The following is a 21,384-nucleotide window of genomic DNA, read 5'->3' on the forward strand; positions in this document are numbered from 1 at the left end:
ATTCTGCTGAATCGCCCCAGGCTTCGAACTGCTGTCGCGGCAATGGGGGGCATGAGAGATCTCCGCACTCATCGGAGACCCGAGTGTCAAGAACGTCCGGCGATTTTAGACCTAGTACACCCCGTACGCGGCGATGCGGGGGAGGAGGTCGGTGGCGGTGGTGATGTCGCCGTCCAGGGCGCGGTCTTCCACCTGGGGGTCCAGTACGGCCGCCGCCGAGGCGAAGACCTCGCCCAGCCGGCCCGCCGGCACGCGGTCCTGCATGCGCAGGGCCCGTACGGCCGCGACCAGTTCGCACGCGAGGACGACCCGGTAGGCCCCGATCGCCTCCGTCGTCGCCCGGGCCGACTGGGTGGAGAAGCCCGCGTGCTCCTCCACGCCGCGCGACAGCACCGCGTTGCCCAGCGCCGACGGGCTCGCCAGGCGCCGGATGTCGGCGATCGCCGAGTGCGCGACGTACTCCAGGATCATGATGCCCGAGCCCGGCTCGCCCGGCGCGGCCTGGAACGGGGCGAGGCCGGTGAAGGCCGGTTCGACGAGTGTCCCCAGGCGTGCCGCCGACAGCGCCGCCGTCTGGAACATCGCCGCCCGTACGGCGTCCAGGCTCAGGCCCACGTACGCGGTGTGGAAGTTGCCGTTGTGCCACACCGTACGGCCCGCGACGTCCACGAGCGGGTTCTCCGACGACGCGTTGATCTCTCGCGTCACGATCGTCTCGGCGTTGTCCGCCGCGTCCACGCTGGGCCCGTGGACCTGCGGGAACGCCCGGTAGCCGTACGGGTCCTGGATGCGCGACGGGACGTGGTCGGCGCCGTCGAGCAGCCCCCGCATGGTGTCGGCGACCCGGCGGCGCCCCGGGTGCGGGCAGTTCTCGTGCACCGGGGCCGCGTACGCCTCCGGCGATCCCTGCACCGCGAGCAGCGACAGCCCGGTGATGGGCATCGAGGCCCGCAGCAGTTCGCGTATGTCCCGGCAGGCCAGTGCCGCCTCGCCCAGCGTCGCGGCGTTGGAGCTGATGAAGGCGAGCGCGTCGGCGGGCCGCAGCGGGAAGCGGGCGGTGGACGCGCCGCCCTGCCACGGGCGTTCGCCGATCAGGCACAGGGCGGTCGACGCGAGGGCGGTCAGGTCGCCGGTGCCGATCGCACCGTACGCTGGGATCGGGGGAATGAGCCAGCGATTGATCACATCGGCGAGGGCGCCGAGCACGTCCGGGTCGACGCCGGAGCCGCCCGCCGCGATCTGGTTGAGGCGTACGACGAGCATCGCGCGGACGTTCTCGGCCGACATGAGGGGGCCGGCGCCGCCGGAGTGGCTGCGCAGGAGCCGCAGGCCGTGGGCGTCGTCGTCCTCGATCGCGACGTCGCGGTTGGCGCCCACTCCGGTGGTCCGCCCGTACACTGGCCGCTGCGCGGCGACCTCGCGTACGACCTCCCACGCCTGCCGCGCATTCTCCACCGCTTGTGGAGTAACGGTAACGAAGGCGCCATCACGGGCTACAGCGGCTACAGCGTCGCAGTTCAACCCGCTACCGTTGACCGCTATGGCCGTTTGGCTCATGGCCGTACCCGCATAGACGGAACAAATACCACTATCTTGACCTCTTAACTTGGAAACGAGTCGCGGTCGTCCCGGACCACAGGGCCGCCTCTAGAGAGAGAGTCACTCTTGATCAAGTTCGACGGCGTCACCAAGCGATACCCGGACGGCACCGTGGCCGTTGACGATCTGAGCCTGGAGCTGCCCTCCGGCCAGATCACCGTGTTCGTCGGCCCGTCCGGCTGCGGCAAGACCACGTCGCTACGGATGATCAACCGCATGATCGAGCCTACCGCCGGCACCATCAGCATCGATGGGGAGGATATCCGGAAAAAGGATGCCTCCGATCTGCGCCGTGGCATCGGCTATGTGATCCAGCACGCGGGGCTTTTCCCGCACCGCACGATCGTCGACAACATCGCGACCGTGCCGTACCTGCTCGGCTGGGACAAGAAGAAGGCGCGTGCCACCGCCATGGAGCTGATGGAGCGCGTGGGCCTGGACACCAAGATGGCCAAGCGCTACCCGTTCCAGCTCTCCGGCGGGCAGCAGCAGCGCGTCGGTGTCGCGCGGGCGCTCGCCGCCGACCCCCCGGTCATGCTGATGGACGAGCCGTTCAGCGCCGTCGACCCGATCGTGCGCAACAGCCTGCAGGATGAGTTCCTGCGGCTCCAGTCCGAGCTGCGCAAGACGATCGCCTTCGTCACGCACGACATCGACGAGGCGGTCAAGCTCGGGCACCGCATCGCGGTCTTCCAGGTCGGTGGCGTCCTCGCCCAGCACGCCACCCCCGACGAGCTGCTGACCGACCCCGCCGAGGGCTTCGTCACCGAGTTCCTCGGTGGCGAGAAGGGCCTCAAGCGACTGCGCTTCAACCGCGAGCTGGACGCCACCCCCGAGCCCGCCGACGACAGGGCCGACGAGGACGAGGTCGAGGCGGCGGAGCGATGAGCGTACTCGCCGCCGACGGTGAGCCGCTGGTCCGCTGGAACTGGATCGGCGACCACACCGACGAGCTCACCACCCTGACGCTGCACCATCTCAAGCTCGCCCTGCTGCCGATCGTGTTCGGCCTGATCATCGCGATCCCGCTGGGCATCATGTGCGTGCGCTGGCGCTGGATCTACCCGCCGACACTCGGTGTCGCCAACGTCCTGTACGGCGTACCGTCGCTCGCCCTGTTCATGCTGTTCATCCCGTACTTCGGCATCGGCAGCGGCGGCAAGGCGGACTTCACGATCATCCTGCCGCTGACCCTGTTCTCCCTGTCGGTCCTGGTGCCGAACGTCGTGGACGGGCTGCGGTCGGTCCCCGAGCCGGTACGGCAGGCGGCCACCGCGATGGGCTTCGGCACGCTTCGCCGGCTGGTCCAGGTCGAACTGCCGATCGCCGTCCCCGTCGTCATCGCCGGCGCGCGGGTCGCGGCGGTCGCCTCGATCAGTCTCGTCAGCGTCGGCGTGCTGATCGGCAACGGCGGGCTCGGGCAGCTGTTCATCGACGGCTACTCCCGTGACTTCACCACGCCGATCATCGTCTCCAGCGTGCTGATCCTCGCCCTCGCCCTCGTCAGCGACGGCGTGCTCGTCACGGCCCAACGGCTGCTCACCCCGTGGGCGCGCACCCGGAGGAGCAACGGATGAACCTCACCGACCAGATCAACGCCGCCTGGAACTGGCTCACCGCCTCCGCGCACTGGAGCGGCGGCGACGGCATCCCGCACCGCCTGCTCGAACACCTCGGCTACAGCGCGCTCGCCCTGGCCATCGCCGCGGTGATCGCCCTGCCGCTCGGCGCGATCGTCGGTCACACGGGCCGGGGCGGGTTCATCGTCGTCAGCTTCGCCAACCTGGCGCGCGCCGTGCCCACGCTCGGCCTGCTCCTGCTCGTGGTGACGGTCACCTCGATCGGCCTCACCCCGGTGATCATCCCACTGATCGCGCTCGCCACGCCGCCGATCCTCGTCAACACCTACGAGGGCATCCGCGGCGTCGACGCCGACATCAAGGACGCCGCCAAGGGGATGGGCATGAAGGGCCCCGGCGTCCTGGTCAAGGCCGAGATCCCGGTCGCCATGCCGCTCATCCTCCTGGGGCTGCGCACGGCGGCGATCCAGGTCGTCGCGACGGCGACCATCGCGGCGTACGCGGGCATCGGCGGTCTGGGCCGCTACATCGTCGACGGGCTCTCGCGTAAGGACTATCCGTCGGTGGTGGGTGGTTCAGTACTCGTTGTGCTGCTCGCCGTCATCGTGCAGCTCGCGTTCGTCGGAATCCGGAGAGCGCTCGTGTCCCCGGGCCTGCGCGGTTCGTCCCGCACCTCCTGAGACTTGGTACGAAGAGGGAAGGAAAACAGAACAATGATGCGGATAGTCCGTGGCGCCGTCCTCGGTGTCGTCGCCGCGCTGGCCCTCAGCGCGTGCGGCAGCAGCGACAAGGGCGGCAGCGACAACCCCCTGGGCCAAAAGCCCGCCGGCGGAGGCGGCAACGTCGTCGTCGGCTCGGCGAACTTCGACGAGAGCAAGCTCCTCGGTGAGCTGTACGCCCAGGCGCTGGAGGCCAAGGGCGTCAAGGTCACCAGGAAGTTCAACATCGGCAGCCGTGAGGTCTACTACGACCAGGTCAAGTCCGGCGGCATCACCGTGATGCCGGAGTACAACGGCGCCCTGCTGACGACGTCGGTCGACAAGTCCAGCAGCGCCGTGACGACCGCCGACGTCAACGCCGCGCTCAAGGCCAAGCTCCCCCCGACCCTGGCGATCCTCGACTCCTCCCCGGCCGAGGACAAGGACTCGGTGACGGTCAACCCCCAGACCGCGCAGAAGTACAACCTCAAGTCGATCGCCGACCTCAAGGCGGTGGCCGGCCAGCTGACGATCGGCGGCCCGTCGGAGTTCAAGACCCGTCAGCAGGGCCTGGTCGGGCTGGAGAAGAAGTACGGCCTGAAGTTCAAGAAGTTCCAGCCGTTCGACGCCAACGCCCAGACGACGCTGGTCAAGCTGCTGAAGAACAACACGATCCAGGCGGCCGACCTGTTCACCACCGACCCGACGATCGCGGCGAACAAGTTCGTGGTGCTCCAGGACCCGCAGAACGTCTTCAGCGCGCAGAACGTCACGCCGCTGATCTACAAGTCCGGCGTCGACGCGAAGTCCCAGGCCGCGCTGAACGCGGTCTCGGCCAAGCTGACCACCCAGGACCTGCTCGCCATGATGACGCGCGTGGTCTCCGACAAGGAAGACTGGGACACCGTCGCCAAGGACTGGCTGAACAAGGCCGGCCTCGCCTGACGCCGTCTCAGGTAACCGTCTGAACGAACCCGGGCGGGCACGGTGTGTCGAGCACCGTGCCCGCCTCTCGTCTTCACGCCCCCGATCGTCCGGAGGGCCGGGCGTCATTCCCGGTCATCGGACTTGAGCGCGTCGAGCCACTCCCTCGTCCAGGTCAGCTTCTTCTGTCCGAGATCGGCGATCAGGGATTCGACCCAGCTCAGCTCCGCCCTGGTCATGGCGATGGCGTACTCGTCCTCGATCAGGAAGAGGCGAGGTACGGTCTCCGCCTCCGCCGCACGGCCGGTCTCGGCCTCGGCCAGGCGGCGGGCGAGCACCTCGGCTCGCGCCTCGAGGTAGCGTGCCACTTCCTCCGGTGTCGCCGCGGACATCGTCGCGAGGGCGGCCGGGAACTCCGGGAACTCTCGGGCCGGGGTCGACAGTGTCGTGGCGAGCCACTGCTGGAGCGCGGTCCGCCCCTCGCCGGTGATCTCGTAGATCGTGCGGTCCGGGCGTCCGGCGCCGCGCGACGTCCCGCGTACGCGGATCAGCCCACGGCGGCGCATCTGCTCGATCGCCTGGTAGACGCTGTTGCTCCGCGCCACGTTGACGACCTGGTCCTTGCTGCGCTCTTTGATGAGCCGACGCATCCGATAGGCGTGCATCGGTCCCTCACTCAAGAGCGCGAGGAGGACGAGAGCCAGCGGCGAATGGCGGCGTGGACCTTCGACCATGCACCCATCCTCCCAGCCCGAGAATGCGTCGACTTATAGCCATATTATGGCTAACCATGTTATGGTCATCATATGACCTTCGGCTTACACGCTCCGAGGCGGGCGCTGCGCTCCAGCCCCTATGCCGTCGCGGGGCCGCCCTTTTCGTCTGCCGGCGAGGCGGCAGACGGCGAAGCCTCATCGTCTCGGCCGCACTGGTCTATTTCGCCTCGCGCGTGTGGACTTATCTCGTCGATGCCCAGCGCAGGACAGAGACGGCCACCGGCCACCGGCCGACTGTCGGCCGATGATGTCCGCTGGTACAAGGCGACGCTGGTCGTCGACTATCGCGTCGTACTCCTCAGCGCGGTTCTCGTTCTCTTCGTGGCGGAGGCCTTTCTCCCGGCTCGGCGGTTCGCCGGTCCCGTACGGCATCGCGACTCGACCGCGAAGCCACAACCCGAAATCGGAAAGGCGTGACGATGGCTCGTGTACGCGCAGCGCTGGTCGCCGGCACACTGATGGCCGCTCTGCTGAGCGGCTGCGGAGCCGCGCGCGAGACCGCCGGCACGGCGGCGAAGGCGGACGACCGCGTCCCGCCGGCATCCGTGCCGCGGGAGCGGGGACGGGCGATCACCGCGCTGCTCGGCTCCGTCGACCGGGCATGGAACGCCGGGAACGCGAAGGCGTTCGCGTCCAACTGGACGAATGACGGCGTCGTCATCAGCCCACAGGGCAGGCGCACCGAAGGCCGCGACGATATCCGCAAGGAGCAGGCCTCTGCCTTCGCCGGCGCCATGAAGGGCACTACGCACAAGCTCGCCGCGACCGAGATCCAATGGTCGTCGAGCGACGTCGCGGTCGTCGACGGTGACGCGGTGATCAGTGGCCTCAAGGGGGACGACGGCACGACCTACCCGCCGCTGTCGGCTCGATTCACGTGCGTCTGCGTCAACCAGCACGGCAGATGGCTGGTGTCCCACATGGTGTCCTACACCTTCATGAACTCCTGACACGCCCGACGCGGTCCCGGCCGGACCGACGGCACAGGGCCCGTGAGACCGCCGGAAAACCGTTGGGCAAGGCCGGTCCCGGCCTGCCAGACTCTCTGACACCCGTCGTGCCGGCGCGCATCATCGAGGGGAAGCGATGACCGATACCTCCTGGCTGGGGCCGCCCATCGACGCCCGGCCGCTGCTCGCCGAGCAGTTGGCCGCGTTCACCGGCCTGCTACGCCGGCTCGACGGGGACGAGTGGGACAGGCCGACGGTCTGTCCCGGCTGGAGCGTCAAGGACATCGCCGCCCACGTGCTCGGCGACCACGTCGGACGCCTGTCCATGCACCGCGACGGCTTCCACACGCTCCAGCCGCGAGACGGCGAGAACCTCCCCGCCTTCCTCGACCGCATCAACGAAGAATGGGTCGTCGCCGCCCGCCGCATGAGCCCTCCGCTGCTCATCGAGCTGCTGGCGGACATCTCCGACCGGATCGTCGCGTTCTGGCAGACCGTCGACCTGGACGCCCTCGGCGCCTCGGTGTACTGGGCCGGGCCCGGGCCGCACCCGTACTGGCTGGACGTCGCCCGCGAGTACACCGAGTTCTGGACCCATCACCAGCAGGTCTGCGAGGCGACGGGCCGGGCCGGGCTCACCGACCGGCACTACGTCGGCCCCCTCATCGACACCTTCCTGCGCGGCCTGCCGCACACGCTGCGCGACGTGACCGCCCCGGAGGGCGCCGCTCTCCAGCTGACCGTGACCGGCCCCGGCGGCGGAGACTGGACCTGCACGCGCGGCCCCGACCGCTGGCGGCTGTCCCGCGGACCGCACCCCCGGCCCACCGCGCTGCTCGAACTCGACACCGATACGACCTGGCGCCTGTGCACCCGCGGCATCACCCCCGACCAGGCGGCCGAACGCGCCCGCACCGACGGCGACCGGCACCTCGCGGCGGCGGCCCTCCAGATCGTCTCGATCATCTGGTCGCCGCCAGGGCTCAGATGACGAGAGACGTGCGTATCTGCTTCATCGGCGATTCCTTCGTCCAGGGGGTCGGCGACCCCGAATATCTGGGCTGGGTGGGGAGGGTGCTTCAGCGGACGCCCGGCGAGGTCACGGCGTTCAACCTGGGGATCCGGCGTGAGACATCCGAGGACGTGCTGCGCCGTTGCCGACAGGAGATCCTTCCCCGGACGAGGCCGGACGCCGACAACCGCCTGGTCATCTCCTTCGGGAGCAACGACATGGTCGAGGAGGACGGAGCTCTTCGCGTCGATCCGGCGCGCTGCCTCGAGAACCTCGCGGCGGTACTGGACGAGAGCAGGCGCCTGGCGGTCTCCGCGCTGGTCGTCGGCCCGCCGCCGGTCGTCGACGCGGGCGAGGACCACCTGAGACGGACCCGGGAACTCGCCGGCGAGATGGCGAGTCTGTGCCTGCGGGAAGACGTGCCGTTCATCGCCGTCACCGAAGAACTCGCCCGCGACTCAACGTGGACCACCGAGGCCATGACCAATGACGGCGCTCACCCCCGCGCCGGCGGTTATCGCCGGATGGCCGACCTGGTCCTGGGTGGCCGCTGGCACGAATGGCTCGCGCTGATCTGAGTCACTCGGTACCGAGGCCCGCGGAGTCTCGAACAAGGGTGAAATGTCGCACCCGCCTTGTACGGTTTGGGCTGTCGATCTGGAAGGCGACGCTTGTTCGCCCTTTCCGGACCTTGTCTCCCGTACCTCTTTTGGAAGGCTCGATATCCGTGGAAGCGACCCAAGAGACCACCTATCTCGAACTCTCCGAAGAGGGCGGTGGAGCGCACAAGTTCTATGAGGTCACGGTCGACGGCACGACGATGACCATCCGGTACGGCCGGATCGGCGACGCCGGGCAGCGCAAGGTCAGCACATTCCCGGATGAGGCAAAGGCGAAGGAGACGGCCTCGAAGAAGATCGGGGAAAAGGTCCGTAAGGGGTACACCCCGGCCGTACGCGGAGCCCGGAAGAAGCGGGGTATTTCCCGTCGCCAGGTCATGAGCGCCCACGTCGGTGGTGCGTCGGCCCCGGTCGGCCGTGCGGCGACGCGGCGGGCCCCGGTCCTGTGGCGATACGCCTCGGGCTCCGCCGCGTTCGGGATCTTCATCGACGACCGGCTGTGCATGGTGGGCAACGAGGCCGGTGTGATCACGTCGTTGACGCACGACGCCCAGGTGGTGCAGCAGGTCCGGCTGCCCGACGGTGTGAAGTGCATCGTCGCCGACGACGCCTGGCTCTACGCGGGCTGCGACGACGGCAACGTCTATGACCTGTCCGGAAAGGTGCCCAGGCTCGCTTACCAGATCTCTCCGGACATCGACATCTACTGGCTCGACATCCATGACGGCATCCTCGGCGTGTCCGACGCGGGCGGTGGAGTCGTCGCGATCGACCACGAGGACGAGTTCCTGTGGCGCCGGCAGGGCCGCGGGGCGGCCGGTTGGATGGTGCGCTGTGACGCCGCGGCCGTTCACCACGGTCACAGCGGCGGCGTCACCAGCTATGACTGGCGCACCGGCAACGAGTTGTGGCACCAGTCCACCGGGCAGGTGCTCTTCGGCTGGCAGGAGCGGTCGACGGTCTACGCGGGGACCGCGACCCGGACGGTGGTGCGGCTGCGCAAGGACGGCGGCCGGGAACAGACCTACGACTGCGACGCACCGGTGTTCTCCTGCGCGACCGCGCAGGACGGCCGCTACGTCTTCGCCGGGGACAACCAGGCATCGATCTACTGCTTCGACGAGGCGGGCACCCGCCTGTGGAAGCTCGGCACCGGCTGCGGCGCCGCCTACTCCATGCAGTACCACGACCAGCGCCTGTACATCGTGACCACGGACGGCTCACTGGCCTGCGTCGACGCGAGCGAGGAGGCGATCAGGTCGGCGGAGCGGGGCTCGGTCCCCGAGGTCGTCGACGTCAAGGCGCCGGCCGCGGTCGAGACGCTCACTCCGTCGACCACCGTCGACGTCGTCGACGACAGCAGCGGCGGCATCGTCGTGGAGTGCTTCGAAGAGCACGGCCACCTTCGGGTCCGCGTGGTCTCGCCGGGATTCAACCGCAGCTGGCGGGTTCAGTTCCCGAAGGGGATCCGTGAGCGCGGTGCCCGTTACGTCGTCAGCGAGGTGCGCGAGTCCGGCCGCGGCGGTTTCTACCGCGCCTATGGGGACATCCATCGTCTCGCCTGACGAGGCCTGGCAACGCCTGGTCGATGCGGCCGGCCTGATGCTCCTCGACCAGCGGCACGAGTGGCTCGCTCAGTACGGCATGGGCGGGGAGGTCAGGCGACGGCGGTTCGAGGAGCGTCGCACGGCGACCACGATGATGATCACGGCGGCGATCGCCAGCGTCGCCAGCGGAATCAGGATCACCGCGAAGATGCTGCCGACCATCTGTCCCGCTCCGGGCGGGGTGCCGATGCCGTACCGCGCGTCGCTGTTGGTCGCGGTCCGCGGGCAGGTGACCTGGTACGTGCCGCCGGCGGGCAGGCGCAGGTGGGACAGGACGTGCCAGCGGGTGCCGTTCTCGGTGATGGTGGCGGTGCCGGAGATCGGTTCGGCCGTGAACTGCCGTCCGGTCGAGTCGCGGGTGTAGCAACGGTCGTCCGGGGAGCCCGCGTCGGTGACGTAGAACCCGGGCCGCGGATCCTTGCCCAGGTGGAGCGTCACCGTCTCGCCGGGGCCGAAGGTTCGTGTCGGCCCGGCACCGACGATGAGCCTGACGAAGATCACGGCGGCGGTCGCCAGGCCGGCCACCACGATCAGCGCCGCGATCAGGAACCACAGGCGTCGCGGGCGGATCTCGGCTGCGGAGGGATACGGCGGTGGGACCATGCCAAGACAGACGCGCCCCGGCCGTGACGCGTTCCATCGGGCTCCTCGACGCGATCCTCGTCAGGCACACGACGAAGTCGTAGGCGCTCAGAGCTGAGAAGCGCCTCCGTCCACGGCGAGTTCGGCGCCCGTGGTGAAGGTCGCGTCGAACGCCAGGAACTCGACCGCCCTCGCGACCTCTCGGGGGTCGCCGAAACGCAGCATGGGGTTGCCCGCCCTCATCTCCGCCTTGGTCTGCTCGGCGGCCTCCTTCGGCATCGACCTGTCCAGAATTCCCGTGTCGATGGGGCCGGGGCTGATCGCGTTGACGCGGATCTTCCGGGGGAGCAGCTCGCGGGCGAGACTACGGGTCATGGAGCGCAGGGCCGCTTTGCCGGCGGCGTAGGCACTGATCATCGGGATGCCCTTGACGTTCGCGACCGAGGTGGTGAGGACGACGGCACTGCCCTCGTTCAGCAGCGGAACGAGCTTCTGCACGGTGAAGTAGGCGCCCTTGGTGTTGATCGCGAACAGCTCGTCGTACACCTCCTCGGTCATCGCCTCGAAGGGCGTGAACCGGGTGATGCCGGCGTTCACGAAAAGCGCGTCGAGCGTGCCGAATTCCGCCTTCGCGCGATCGGCGAGAGCGTCGATGTCGGGAAGTGAAGCGGCATCGCTTCGAATGGAAACGGCGTTTTCTCCGAGTCGTTCGCGTGCGGAGTCGAGAGTTTCCTGGCCGCGCCCGGTGATCAGAACGCGCGCTCCGCCGTCCACCAGCAGCTTCGCCGTCGTGAAACCGAAGCCGCTGCTACCGCCCGTGATGACGACGCTTTTGCCATCGTATTTGCCCATGATCGGACGCCCTCTGTTCGTTTCTCGATACGTGGATTTCGACCTCGTGTACGAGGATGACGAGGTCGATTTCGAGTTAACGGCAATTCAAGATCGCTGTCCAAGACCTGTGCGGTACCTCGTCATGCGGCCGGCGTATGACGACGTAGGCTTGATGCGTGCCCGACGATTTCTCGCCCCCTGCGGGACCCGACCTCCGCCTGGATCTCGAGCTGCGGCTGGTGCGTTACTTCACGGTCGTGGCGGAGCACCTGAACTTCGGCCGGGCGGCCGCCGCGCTGCACCTGGCCCAACCGTCGCTCAGCCGGCAGATCCAGCGTCTGGAGGACCAGCTGGGAGTGCGCCTGTTCGATCGCACTCCCCAGGGCAGCAGCCTCACCGAGGCGGGCCAGGCGTTCCTGCCGCGAGCGCGGGCGCTGCTGCAGGCGGCGAACCAGGCGGCGCTCACCGCGCGTGCCGCCGCGCCGCCGCACGCGATCACGATCGGGTACGTCGGCGACCTGATCGTCACCCCGGCGGTGCGGGAGCTGCGCCACCGTTACCCTGACGCCCAGGTCCGCACCCGCCATCTGAGCTGGCAGGACACTCACGCCCTCCCGCAGCGCCAGGTGGACGCGCTTCTCGTCCGGCTGCCGCTCCCGTTCCCGACCGACCGTCTTCGCGTGACCGTGCTGTACGACGAGCCGCGGGTCGTCGTGATGCCGGTTTCGCACCGCCTGGCGGGCAAGGAGTCCCTCACTCTCGACGACCTCGCCGATGAGGAGCTCGTCGCCTGCACCAGCACACCGACGATCTGGAGTACGCCCCGGCGTCTCGGCTCGGGCCCCGACGGCCCCGCGGCGCCGTCCGGTCCCAGCGCCGACGACAGCTTCGAGGACAAGCTCGAACTCGTCGCGGGCGGGCATTCCGTCGCCATCCTGCCCGCCGGCGACCGGCGCAGCACACTACGCACCGATCTCGCCACCATTCCCCTCACCGGGATCGACCCGTGCCAGGTCGTGGTCGCCACCCACGCCAACGACCGAAACCCCCTGGTCGGCGCCTTCCGCGAAATAGCGGGGCGAACGCTCGACCGTCCACCGGTACGGCGCTGACGGGATCGTCTCCGACCTCACCGACCGCGACAGTGGACCTGAGTACACCCCAGGACGGTGGCTGTCCGGATCGAGGGCACGGCCCGCGATCCGTAGCGTCCGGGGCATGACTGATCGCCACCTTGGAGACCACGCCCTGACCCGCCGAAGTGTGCTCGGCGGTGCCGTCGCGCTCGGCGCGGGAGGTGTTCTGACCACCGGCGTCCCCGCTCAGGCGGCCGAGCCGTCCGGGCTCGAAGGCCGGATCGACGCCCTCGCCGGACGGCTCGATGCCGACCTGATCGCCCTGCGCCGCGACATCCACCGCCACCCCGAACCGGCGGGCGAGGAGGTCCACACCGCCGCGCTGGTCGCGGACCGGCTGCGCGCCGCCGGCCTGGAGGTGACCACGGGTGTGGGCGGCCACGGGGTCGTCGGCGTCCTGCGGGGCGCGGGACGCGGCCGGACGGTCGCCTACCGGGCGGACATGGACGCCGTGCCGCCGGACTCGCAGATCAACGGCGGTCCGGATCCCGCGCACGTCTGCGGCCACGACCTGCACACCACGATCGGAGTGGGGGTCGCCGAAGTGCTGGCGCGACTGAGGACCCGGTTCCACGGCCGTGTGGTGTTCCTCTTCCAGCCGGGGGAGGAGACCCTCGCCGGGGCGCAGGCGATGATCTCCGACGGCGTGCTGGAGCGGACGCGGCCGGAGGAGATCCACGCCCTGCACTGCGGTCCCTTCCCGGTCGGCACGTTCGCGGTCACGCCGGGAACCGGGCTGCCGGGCCTGGACCACGGCGGCATCACGCTGACCGGGCCCGGTGCGTCCGACCGGGCCGAGCGGCTCGCCGCCGACATCGGCGCGCTGTCGACGGTCGCGGCTCCGCAGACCTCCGCCGACCTCGAACGGCTCATCCGGGAGGTGGAGACGCCGCACGGGCCATTGGCGCGGTTCGTCTGGATGAGGGTCGGCACGCGTCCCGCCGCAGGTGGCGACGTCGAGGTACGCGCCACGTACCGGTGCTGGCCGCAGGAGCGCGTCCCGGAGATCCGCGACCGGTTGCGCCGCCTGGCCGGCCGGTACCCCGACGCCCGCATCGAGTTCCCCGCCGACGCGTTCCCGGCGATGGTGTGCCCGCCGCGTCCGGGCCGGGAGGTCCGCGACTACCTGGCGGGCAGACTCGGCCGTCCGGCCGTCACGACCATGCATGCGGCGATTCCGTTCAGCGGCGAGGACTTCGCGCTGTTCCTCCGCCGCGTCCCCGGGACGTTCAGCTTCCTCGGCGTACGGCGGCCCGGCGCGGACATCACCACCGCGTACCCGCACTTCGGCACCTTCGACCCGGACGAGCGCGCCATCGGCGTCGGCGTCCGCGCGATGGCCGGCTGGCTGGCCCACCGCACCGGGACCGGGAACGCGGAGGCCGGGGCCAGGCGGTCGTAGGACCACCGAGATCTTCGACTTCGTGCGGAAGGGACAGGTCAGGCCGCGCTACGCCCTCGCGGACGCGGCGAAGGCGCACGCGGACCTCGAGCCGCGCCGTACGACGGGGAAGCTGCTGCTCCTCCCCTGATCAGCCGGGGAGTGACCGGCCGGGGACGGCGGTGACGCGGGCGAGTGCGCCGATCTCGAGTGCCGTCCACAGCGCACCGTCCGGGCCGAGCGTGATGCCGTGCGGTTCCGAGCCGGGTGTGGGCAGGTCGTGGACCTCGATCGTGCCGTCCGGGGCGATCGAGCCGACGCGGTTCGCGCCCCATTCGGTGAACCACTGCCGGCCGTCGTCGCCGGGGGCGATGGCGTGCGGCCGGGCGGCTCGGTCGGGCAGCGGGAACTCGGTGATCACGCCGTCGGTGCCGATCCGGCCGATCTGGCCGGCGGCGATCTCCACGAACCACAGCGCGCCGTCCCGGCCGGCGCTGATGCCCACCGGCGCGGCGGCCTCGGTCGGCAGCGGATGAACGGTGATCTCCGCGTCCATGCCGATGCGGCCGATCGCGTTGCCCTGGTTGAGGGTGAACCACATGCCCCCGTCGGCGCCGGCGATGATCGCGGAGGGGAAGGCGCCGGTGACCGGCAGCGCCCACTCGGTGACCTCGCCGTCGGTGGTGATCCTGCCGATGCGGTCGGCAGCGGTCTCGGTGAACCACAGGGCGCCGTCCGGTCCCGTGGCGATGCCGAACGGCCCGCGGTCCGTGGCCGGCAGCGGGAACTCCGTGACCGCGCCGCCGGTCGTGATGCGTCCGATGCGGTGTGCCTGGTACTCGGTGAACCACAGCGCGCCGTCCGGCCCGGTGACGATGATCGTCGGCCCGCACGCCGGGTCGAGGTGATGGCTCGTGGGTTCGCCGCCGGGGACGAGCCGGCCGATCCGGCCGCTGTGAACCAGCGTGAACCACAGCGCGCCGTCCGGGCCGGTCGTGATCGCGTACGGGCCGCCGTCGGGACCGGCGACGGCGTACTCCTCGACGGACACCGGTGTCATCGGGTCTCCTCCCGGAGGTGTTCGGCGGCGATGCGCTCGATGTCGGCCGGGGAACCGGCCATGATGGTCCGCGCGTGCTCGGTGACCAGGCCGGCGGGCCAGTCCCACCAGGCGGCGCGGAGCAGCCGGTCGATGTCGGCGTCGTCGAAGCGCCGCCGGATCGGCCTGGCCGGGTTGCCGCCGACGATCGTGTACGGCGGCACGTCCGCGGTCACCACCGCCCCGGCCGCGACGATCGCCCCGTCGCCGATCCGTACGCCGGGCATGATGGTCGCCCGGTAGCCGAACCAGACGTCGTTGCCGACCACGGTGTCGCCCCGGCTGGGCATGCCGGTGACGATGTCGAGGGTCCGCTCGGCCCACTCCCCTCGGGGTCGTCGTAGTAGGTGTACTCACCCACGATGATCTTCGGTGAGCCGATCAGCGGCTTGAGGAACACCACGCGGTCGTGCGCCGGCAGGGGATGAACGGTGGTCGGGTCGGGAGACAAACGAAGGTCCTTCGCGGTCGATGGTCAGGCCGTCCAAGGATCCACTGGGGCGCTGGCCTGGATCAACGTAAGCTTCGTGCGCCGATCGATAACGCCCGGGTCATGGCCGGAGAGGGTACAGGCGGAGCCGCGGGACATCGAGATCTTTTTGCCCCTCGCCGAGGAGCTCGACTTCGGCCGGACCGCCGAGCGGCTGCACGTCTCCGGCCCGACATCGTCTACCTCCCCATCCGCGACGCCCACCCTGCCAGTGGGCCCTGGCCTGACGCGGCGGGACCCCGCTGGTCCACGCCTTCGCCCGGGCGGCGGCCCACGTCTCCGCCGGCGGTGCGAGGGGAAGAATTCCGGCACCGCAGGCCTGACCGGCATCTCGGGTCGTGCCATGGAGCGCCAGTACCAGGTACTCACCCTGATCTACACGCTTTGATCAGCGCCGAGACCGGCGCGGAGAGCGGCGGCGCCGGATTCGGCGAGCCAGTCGGCGAAGGTGCGCAGGCCTGGGTGGATCACGCGCAGGGCCTCGATGTCGGCGTGCCAGCCTTGACCGGCCTCCCAGCGTTTCCTGGCCTCGGCGGCCTGAGGGCCGACCGCGGCCGCCTCGTCCTCGGTGAGCCGCTCGTACCGGACCGGAACGCCGATGGCCTCGCTGATCGCGGCCGCCGCCTCGACCGGGGTCGGTTGGTCACCGGCCAGTTCCAGGGTTCGTCCGGCGTACCGCGCCGGATCCGCGAACGCCAGCGCGGCGAACTCGGCGATGTCCTCCAGCGCGATGATCTGCATGGGCTCGTGCGGCGGGAACAGGTGCCGGTGCACGCCGCCTGAGATGCCCTCGATGCCGGTCCGTCCCACGCCGAGATAGTTGGTCATGAACCGGACCGGGCGCAGCACGGTGGGCAGCGCGATGTTGTCGTGCAGGTACTCCTCGATCAGCGCCTTCCCCGCCGAACCCCGTGATGTCGCCGATGCCGAGGCGACGGTGCTGAACACCACCTGTTCGATCCCGGCCGCGGCCGCCGCGTCGATCAGCGCCCGCCCGCGGGCCGCTTCGAGGTCCGTTCCGCGCCCGGCCGGTCCGTCGGTCAGGGGCGGTATACCGAACAGAGCGGCGGCACCGTCGAGCGCGGGCCGCAGGCTCGCCGGATCGTCGAAGTCACCGCGTACGAGCCGGGCACCGGCGGCGGCCAGCGCGGCGGCGGCGGGTGCGGTCGTGTCGCGCACCAGCGCGCGTACCGGCCACCCCTCGGCGAGCAGCCGCCGTACGGTGGCGCCGCCCTGCTTCCCGGTGGCACCGGTGACGAGGATCGGGCGGTCAGCGTTGTTCTGGGTCACAGCGGTCATGGCGTCCGTTCCGGAGATGGTGGATACTGGCGTAATCCGGAATACTCCACCCGCTTCAACGCCGTGGACAAGGATTTCGTGACATGACAGCAACACCGGTCGCCGCCGCACCTGCCGCACGTGCCGAGCGCGTCGATGCCCGCCGCAATCGGGAGATCGTGCTGCGCACCGCGATGCGCGTGTTCGCCGAGGAGGGGCTGGAGGCGTCGCTCAGCCGGATCGCGCAGCGTGCCGGAGTCGGCGCCGGGACCGTCTACCGGCATTTCCCGAGCAAAGAGATCCTGCTCGAGGCGGTGATCGCCGAGCAGGTCGATGGCCTGGCGGCCGCCGCGGGCCAGTGGGCCGCCCGTGCCACGCCCGGTGACGCGCTGTTCGGGTTCCTGCTCGAAGTGATCGAGAAGTCGGCCGGCCGCAAGCACATCTGTGATGCGCTCACGGCTGACCGTGGCTGGCCGCGCGCCCTGCTCGCCGCCGCGGGGAAGCGGTACCGCGAGGCACTGGATGACCTGCTGCGCGACGCGAAACAGGCCGGTGCCGTACGCGCCGACGTGCGGGCCGACGACCTGGCCGCGCTGATCGTCGGCGGCGCCGCCCTGCGTTCGGCCCACCGGGACCAGGCGCGCGGCACGCGGCTGGTGCGGCTGCTGCTGGACGGCCTGCGCGGCCCGGCCGTCACGGAAGCCGCGGTGTTTCGTGACCCATCGTCGCTCCCGCGTCACGAAACCGCGGTCCCCAGCGCGAGGTACTGCGTGGAATGCGGTACTCGGCTGCGTGTCCGGCCCACCGGACGACCGCCCCGCTACTGCGGTCCGACCTGCCGTCAGCGGGCTCGCCGCCGCCGCATCGCCGCCTGACCCGTCCGGTAAACCGCGCTCCCGTGCGCGTGCGGGGTTTGCGCATTGTGAGGGGCACCCTGCCCCGGTGGGAGCCGGGTGGGGGTGCCCCTCGCAGGGAACGTGGACGCGCCACGGGCGGATGATCGTCTACTTTCTCGATCTGAGGGCTCCGTGGCGGGTCAGGATGCGGCGCATCGCGCCGTAGCCGCACTCGAAGCGTTCGGCGACCTGGCGGATGGACCATCCCTGTTCGTACAGGCGTACCGCGTCCTCCTCCATTTCCGTACGCGCGGGATCGGCGGTGTTTCTCTTCTCGAGGAGCGCGCGGATGTCCGCGCGGCGGTAGCGACGATGGCCGCCCAGGGTCGGTACGTACGGCACCGCGCCATTGCGGGCCCAGGTCGCGAGTGTCGCGACGGAGACGCCGAACATCGCCGCCACCTCCTTCGGTGTGAGCAGGTCGGGCCGGTCATCGGGGGAGTACGGCCCATACGGTCTTGCCGCCCCGTTCTTCGGGCCGGACTCCCCACTCTTTTGAAAGCGCATCTACCAGGAACATCCCTCGACCGTTGACCGCGAGGGCGTCGGGCAGCGTGACGTCAGGTGTCGCATCGGTGCAGTCCCAGACTTCGATCAATATTTGGTTTTCGCGTAGATCAAGGGCGAGCGTGAACACGCCCACGGAATGCATGAGCGCATTCGTTGTCAGCTCGCCCAGAACAATATGCGCGTCATCGGCGCAAGGGCCGTGGACACACCACTCCGAAAGCGCCCATTCCAGTACCTTATGGGCCTGTCGCGAGGCAATGGGATGGGGTGGAAGCGGTAGACGGTACTTTTGATTCTGTGCTATTCCTGATTCATCCATTCCACCTACCCCGATCCGTCGATTAGTTGATGACGGAAGTCTGTAGCTTCCGGATCGATGGCGTAAGCATTCCGATGCTCTCGGAAAGTCACGGAGACCGATATGGCACCGCACCCCGATATCGACCCCGACTCGTCGCTGTGGGCATGGCTCGCTCATGACCTGCGCTTCTACCGGGAGAAGTACGGATTGTCGCAATCTGCGATGGGAAAGATCATCCGCCGCAGCGCGACAAATCTTTCCAACTGTGAGGCGGGCAGACGGCGGATCACCGATAAGGAGGCCAAACTCCTGGACGTCCGCTTCAAGACCGGCGGCCACTTCCAGCGCCTGCTCCACTTCGCCGAACTCGGCCACGACCCCAACTGGCTCAAGCAGTACGTCCACCTCGAAAAGCGGGCCAAGGTCGCCAAGACGTTTCAGGCGCTCGTGATCCCGGGCCTCCTGCAGATTCCGGAGTACGCCTACGCCGTGATCAAGGCCGGAGACAACCCCGACGTCGAGGAGCGCATGAAAGAACGGATGCAGCGGCAGGCGATTCTTGATGACCCATCGTGTCCGGTCCTCTGGGCATTAACTACGGAGAGTGTTCTGGAGTGGCCGGTAGGCGGGCGTGACGTGATGCGTAGGCAACTGGCGCATCTCCTGGATATGTCGGAGCGAGATAACGTCAACATCCGTGTCGTGCCCAAGTCGACAGGGGCCTACGCAGGCCTCGCCGGCAGCTTCTCCATCATCTCCGGTGACACAGGAGCGGTCGCTTACACCGATTCTCCAGGCGGCGGTCGGCTGGTGCCGTCGACCGCCGAGGTAGAGTCCTATGCAAACCGTTACGACCGCATCGGCCAGGTGGCTTTGCCCACCGGACTATCTCGGCAGATGATTGAGAAGGCCATGGAGGCGCTGTGACAACGGAAAGCGGTTGGATCAAGAGCTCCTTGAGCGATCCGAACGGCGAGTGCGTCGAGGTCCAGGTTGTCGAGTCCGAAAGCGACGCCTGAGGTGGGCTGAAGCTGGTTGCGGGTTCGCGAGCGGGGCCAAGGAAGCCGCGGACCCGTCCGCATCACCGCAGTGACGTGCCCGATCGTCTGGTCACCCTCTCCCTCTTTTGTCCTGAAATCGCCTGGTTGTGATGCGTTTCAGTGCGAGACGATGCTTCAGGAGGGGGAGAAGGCGACACGTTTCATGCAGCGATTACGACCGGAGGATCCCGAGCGCATCGGCCCGTACCGGCTCACCGGGCGGCTGGGTGAAGGTGGCCAGGGCGTCGTCTACCGTGCCGAAGGCGACGATGGCACACCGGTCGCGCTCAAGGTGCTGCATCCGCGGCTGCTGCGCGGCGCGCGGGCGTACGACCGGCTGAGGGACGAGATCGCGGCCGTGCGCCGGGTGGCCGACTTCTGCACGGCGCGGATCATCGAGCTGGGCAGCGACGGCGACCGGTCGTACCTGGTGAGCGAGTACGTCGACGGTCCCTCGCTCCAGGAGTTCACCGAATCCGGCGGGCCGCTGACCGGTGGGGCGCTGGCCCGGCTGATGGTGGGGACGGCCTCGGCGCTGGCCGCGATCCACCGCGCCGGGGTGCTGCACCGCGACTTCACGCCGTACAACGTGCTGATGGGCCCGGACGGGCCACGCGTGATCGACTTCGGTATCGCGCGCGTGCTCGACGCCGGTGCGACGGTGACCAGCGGTCTCGTCGGCACCCCCGCGTACACCGCGCCGGAGCTGCTGCGCGGTGAGCGTCACACGCCCGCGGCCGACATCTGGGGCTGGGCGGTGACGATGACGTTCGCGGCGACCGGGCGGCCGGCGTTCGGCACCGACGCGGTCGCCGCGGTGTTCAACCGCATCCTGCGGGACGAGCCCGACATCGACGCCGTGCCCCCGCCGTACCGCGAGACGATCCGGCGCTGCCTGGCCAAGGACCCGCGCGAACGCCCCGAGGCGCGCGACATCCTGCTCCGGCTCCTCGGCTACCAGGACGTGGAGGAGGCGGCGTCCGCGATCGGGCTGCCCGAGGGGGTACGCCCCGCCGACCACCTCACCGTCGACCGGCCCGAGCGGGGCGCCGACGGCGACCGTACCCGGCCGGACCGGTTCACCCGCCCGGACCGTACGCCGGTGATCCGGCACCGCAGGCGGCGGGTCCGGACACTCGTGGCGGCCGGGGCCATGGCGGTGGCGGTCGGGGCGGCGGCGCTGGTGTTCGCGCTGTGGCCGGACGGCGGGGCACGGCGCGCCGGCGGCCCGCCCTCGGTACCGCCGCCCGAGGTCACCGTGGGATCGGCCAACTTCGCCGAGAGCTCCCTGCTCGGCGAGGTGTACGCGCAGGCGCTGGAGGCCAAGGGCTACCGGGTGACGCGGAAGTTCTACCTGGGCGACCGCGAGACGTACTTCCCGCAGGTGCGAGCCGGGCAGATCGACGTCATCCCCGAGTACACCGGCGCGCTCGCGGTGTCGCTCGACCCGACCAGCACCGCGGCCACGGCGGAGCAGGTCGACGCGGTCCTCGCCCGCAAGCTCCCGGCCCAGCTCCAGCTCCTGCGTTCCGCGCCGGCCGAGGACAAGGACACGGTGACGGTGACCAGGGCGACCGCCGACCGGTACGGCCTGCGGACGATCGCGGACCTGCAGCCGGTGGCGGGCGACCTGGTGATGGGCGGCCCGCCGGAGTTCCAGACCCGGCACCAGGGCCTCGTCGGGCTGCGCGGCACGTACGGGCTGAACTTCCGGAGTTACCAGCCGTTCGCGACCGACGACCGGGCCACGGTCGTCAAGCAGCTCCAGGACGGCCGCATCAACGCGGCGGACCTGTTCGCGACCGAACCGGCGATCGCCGAGGGCGGGCTGGTGGTGCTGGAGGATCCCAAGCACGTGTTCAGCGCGCAGAACGTCACGCCGCTGATCTACCGTTCGGCGCTGAGCGCCCCCGGCCGGGCCGCGCTCGACGCCGTCTCGGCCGGGTTGACGACCGACGCCCTGCTGAACATGAACGTCCGCATGCTCGTCGACAAGGTCCCGGCCCGTACGGTGGCCGCCGACTGGCTGCGCCGGGCGGGCCTGACCGCCACGCCCGGCGCCACTCACTGA

Annotated in this window: 22 protein-coding genes and 2 pseudogenes; 15 read left to right on the forward strand and 9 right to left on the reverse strand. The window is 69.7% G+C overall.

What is annotated here, in order from left to right; translation table 11 throughout:
- Positions 1-111 precede the first annotated feature (111 nt).
- A complete protein-coding gene (locus tag OG417_RS15410; RefSeq protein WP_329255950.1) occupies positions 112-1,557 on the reverse strand; it encodes an aromatic amino acid ammonia-lyase in 1,446 nt (481 codons plus the stop codon).
- A gap of 108 nt (positions 1,558-1,665) precedes the next feature.
- On the opposite strand from OG417_RS15410, the pseudogene OG417_RS15415 reads away from it, so the two are divergent.
- The 4 genes and pseudogenes from OG417_RS15415 to OG417_RS15430 form a co-directional block, all read left to right on the forward strand.
- Positions 1,666-2,409, forward strand: a pseudogene (locus OG417_RS15415) (ABC transporter ATP-binding protein); the annotation flags it as partial.
- Between the two features lie 74 nt (positions 2,410-2,483).
- Positions 2,484-3,176, forward strand: coding sequence for an ABC transporter permease (locus OG417_RS15420; RefSeq protein WP_329255952.1), 693 nt, complete (start codon positions 2,484-2,486; stop codon positions 3,174-3,176).
- Positions 3,173-3,859 (forward strand): ABC transporter permease, encoded by a 687-nt coding sequence (locus OG417_RS15425; protein ID WP_329255954.1) that lies wholly within the window; start codon positions 3,173-3,175, stop codon positions 3,857-3,859. Before OG417_RS15420 ends, OG417_RS15425 begins: the two co-directional genes overlap by 4 nt.
- A 33-nt stretch (positions 3,860-3,892) precedes the next feature.
- Positions 3,893-4,822 (forward strand): ABC transporter substrate-binding protein, encoded by a 930-nt coding sequence (locus OG417_RS15430; protein WP_329255956.1) that lies wholly within the window; start codon positions 3,893-3,895, stop codon positions 4,820-4,822.
- Between the two features lie 104 nt (positions 4,823-4,926).
- Here OG417_RS15430 and OG417_RS15435 read toward each other — a convergent pair whose 3' ends face one another.
- Positions 4,927-5,535 (reverse strand): PadR family transcriptional regulator, encoded by a 609-nt coding sequence (locus tag OG417_RS15435; RefSeq protein WP_329255958.1) that lies wholly within the window; start codon positions 5,533-5,535, stop codon positions 4,927-4,929.
- 461 nt (positions 5,536-5,996) lie between these two features.
- On the opposite strand from OG417_RS15435, the gene OG417_RS15440 reads away from it, so the two are divergent.
- The 4 genes from OG417_RS15440 to OG417_RS15455 all read left to right on the forward strand — a co-directional run bounded on the left by OG417_RS15440 (position 5,997) and on the right by OG417_RS15455 (position 9,724).
- Positions 5,997-6,527: an SgcJ/EcaC family oxidoreductase gene (locus tag OG417_RS15440; protein WP_329255960.1), complete on the forward strand. Its 531-nt coding sequence runs from the start codon at positions 5,997-5,999 to the stop codon at positions 6,525-6,527.
- A gap of 136 nt (positions 6,528-6,663) precedes the next feature.
- Positions 6,664-7,518, forward strand: coding sequence for a maleylpyruvate isomerase family mycothiol-dependent enzyme (locus OG417_RS15445; RefSeq protein ID WP_329255962.1), 855 nt, complete (start codon positions 6,664-6,666; stop codon positions 7,516-7,518).
- Positions 7,515-8,117 (forward strand): GDSL-type esterase/lipase family protein, encoded by a 603-nt coding sequence (locus tag OG417_RS15450; protein WP_329255964.1) that lies wholly within the window; start codon positions 7,515-7,517, stop codon positions 8,115-8,117. The genes OG417_RS15445 and OG417_RS15450 overlap by 4 nt, the downstream gene beginning before the upstream one ends.
- Positions 8,118-8,266: 149 nt before the next feature.
- A complete protein-coding gene (locus OG417_RS15455; RefSeq protein ID WP_329255966.1) occupies positions 8,267-9,724 on the forward strand; it encodes a WGR domain-containing protein in 1,458 nt (485 codons plus the stop codon).
- A gap of 69 nt (positions 9,725-9,793) precedes the next feature.
- Here OG417_RS15455 and OG417_RS15460 read toward each other — a convergent pair whose 3' ends face one another.
- Entirely contained in the window at positions 9,794-10,369 is a 576-nt protein-coding gene (locus OG417_RS15460) for a hypothetical protein (RefSeq protein ID WP_329255967.1), read from the reverse strand.
- 87 nt (positions 10,370-10,456) lie between these two features.
- Positions 10,457-11,200, reverse strand: coding sequence for an SDR family oxidoreductase (locus OG417_RS15465; protein WP_329255969.1), 744 nt, complete (start codon positions 11,198-11,200; stop codon positions 10,457-10,459).
- A 158-nt stretch (positions 11,201-11,358) separates the two neighbouring features.
- Here OG417_RS15465 and OG417_RS15470 point away from each other — a divergent pair, with 158 nt between their 5' ends.
- The 3 genes from OG417_RS15470 to OG417_RS15480 all read left to right on the forward strand — a co-directional run bounded on the left by OG417_RS15470 (position 11,359) and on the right by OG417_RS15480 (position 13,850).
- Positions 11,359-12,294 carry a LysR family transcriptional regulator gene (locus tag OG417_RS15470; protein WP_329255971.1) on the forward strand — a complete coding sequence of 312 codons (936 nt, stop codon included), beginning with the start codon at positions 11,359-11,361 and terminating at the stop codon, positions 12,292-12,294.
- Positions 12,295-12,400: 106 nt separating this feature from the next.
- On the forward strand, positions 12,401-13,720 hold the full coding sequence (locus tag OG417_RS15475; protein ID WP_329255973.1) for a M20 metallopeptidase family protein: 1,320 nt from the start codon (positions 12,401-12,403) through the stop codon (positions 13,718-13,720).
- A 22-nt stretch (positions 13,721-13,742) separates the two neighbouring features.
- Positions 13,743-13,850: a hypothetical protein gene (locus OG417_RS15480; RefSeq protein WP_329255974.1), complete on the forward strand. Its 108-nt coding sequence runs from the start codon at positions 13,743-13,745 to the stop codon at positions 13,848-13,850.
- On the opposite strand, the gene OG417_RS15485 is transcribed toward OG417_RS15480, so the two are convergent.
- The 3 genes and pseudogenes from OG417_RS15485 to OG417_RS15495 form a co-directional block, all read right to left on the reverse strand.
- Positions 13,851-14,759 carry a Vgb family protein gene (locus tag OG417_RS15485; protein WP_329255976.1) on the reverse strand — a complete coding sequence of 303 codons (909 nt, stop codon included), beginning with the start codon at positions 14,757-14,759 and terminating at the stop codon, positions 13,851-13,853. It lies immediately after the preceding gene.
- Positions 14,756-15,082: pseudogene (locus OG417_RS15490) on the reverse strand (CatB-related O-acetyltransferase); the annotation flags it as partial. The gene OG417_RS15485 and the pseudogene OG417_RS15490, both read right to left, overlap by 4 nt.
- Before the next feature lie 581 nt (positions 15,083-15,663).
- Entirely contained in the window at positions 15,664-16,587 is a 924-nt protein-coding gene (locus tag OG417_RS15495; protein ID WP_329255980.1) for an NmrA family NAD(P)-binding protein, read from the reverse strand.
- Positions 16,588-16,670: 83 nt separating this feature from the next.
- On the opposite strand from OG417_RS15495, the gene OG417_RS15500 reads away from it, so the two are divergent.
- Positions 16,671-17,441 carry a TetR/AcrR family transcriptional regulator gene (locus tag OG417_RS15500; protein ID WP_329255983.1) on the forward strand — a complete coding sequence of 257 codons (771 nt, stop codon included), beginning with the start codon at positions 16,671-16,673 and terminating at the stop codon, positions 17,439-17,441.
- A 129-nt stretch (positions 17,442-17,570) separates the two neighbouring features.
- On the opposite strand, the gene OG417_RS54320 is transcribed toward OG417_RS15500, so the two are convergent.
- Complete coding sequence (locus OG417_RS54320; protein ID WP_442875689.1) at positions 17,571-17,969, reverse strand: helix-turn-helix domain-containing protein; 399 nt, start codon at positions 17,967-17,969, stop codon at positions 17,571-17,573.
- Complete coding sequence (locus tag OG417_RS15510; RefSeq protein WP_329255984.1) at positions 17,893-18,291, reverse strand: ATP-binding protein; 399 nt, start codon at positions 18,289-18,291, stop codon at positions 17,893-17,895. The genes OG417_RS54320 and OG417_RS15510 overlap by 77 nt, the downstream gene beginning before the upstream one ends.
- A gap of 102 nt (positions 18,292-18,393) precedes the next feature.
- Between OG417_RS15510 and OG417_RS15515 the strand changes: the two genes are divergently transcribed.
- The 3 genes from OG417_RS15515 to OG417_RS15520 all read left to right on the forward strand — a co-directional run bounded on the left by OG417_RS15515 (position 18,394) and on the right by OG417_RS15520 (position 21,384).
- Complete coding sequence (locus OG417_RS15515) at positions 18,394-19,200, forward strand: helix-turn-helix transcriptional regulator (protein WP_329255987.1); 807 nt, start codon at positions 18,394-18,396, stop codon at positions 19,198-19,200.
- Positions 19,197-19,292, forward strand: a complete 96-nt coding sequence (locus OG417_RS54325) for a DUF397 domain-containing protein (RefSeq protein ID WP_442875690.1) — start codon at positions 19,197-19,199, stop codon at positions 19,290-19,292. Before OG417_RS15515 ends, OG417_RS54325 begins: the two co-directional genes overlap by 4 nt.
- A 184-nt stretch (positions 19,293-19,476) precedes the next feature.
- Positions 19,477-21,384, forward strand: coding sequence for a glycine betaine ABC transporter substrate-binding protein (locus tag OG417_RS15520; protein WP_329255989.1), 1,908 nt, complete (start codon positions 19,477-19,479; stop codon positions 21,382-21,384).

It is taken from the genome of Actinoallomurus sp. NBC_01490, assembly GCF_036227085.1.
Taxonomy (GTDB): Bacteria; Actinomycetota; Actinomycetes; order Streptosporangiales; family Streptosporangiaceae; genus Actinoallomurus; species Actinoallomurus oryzae.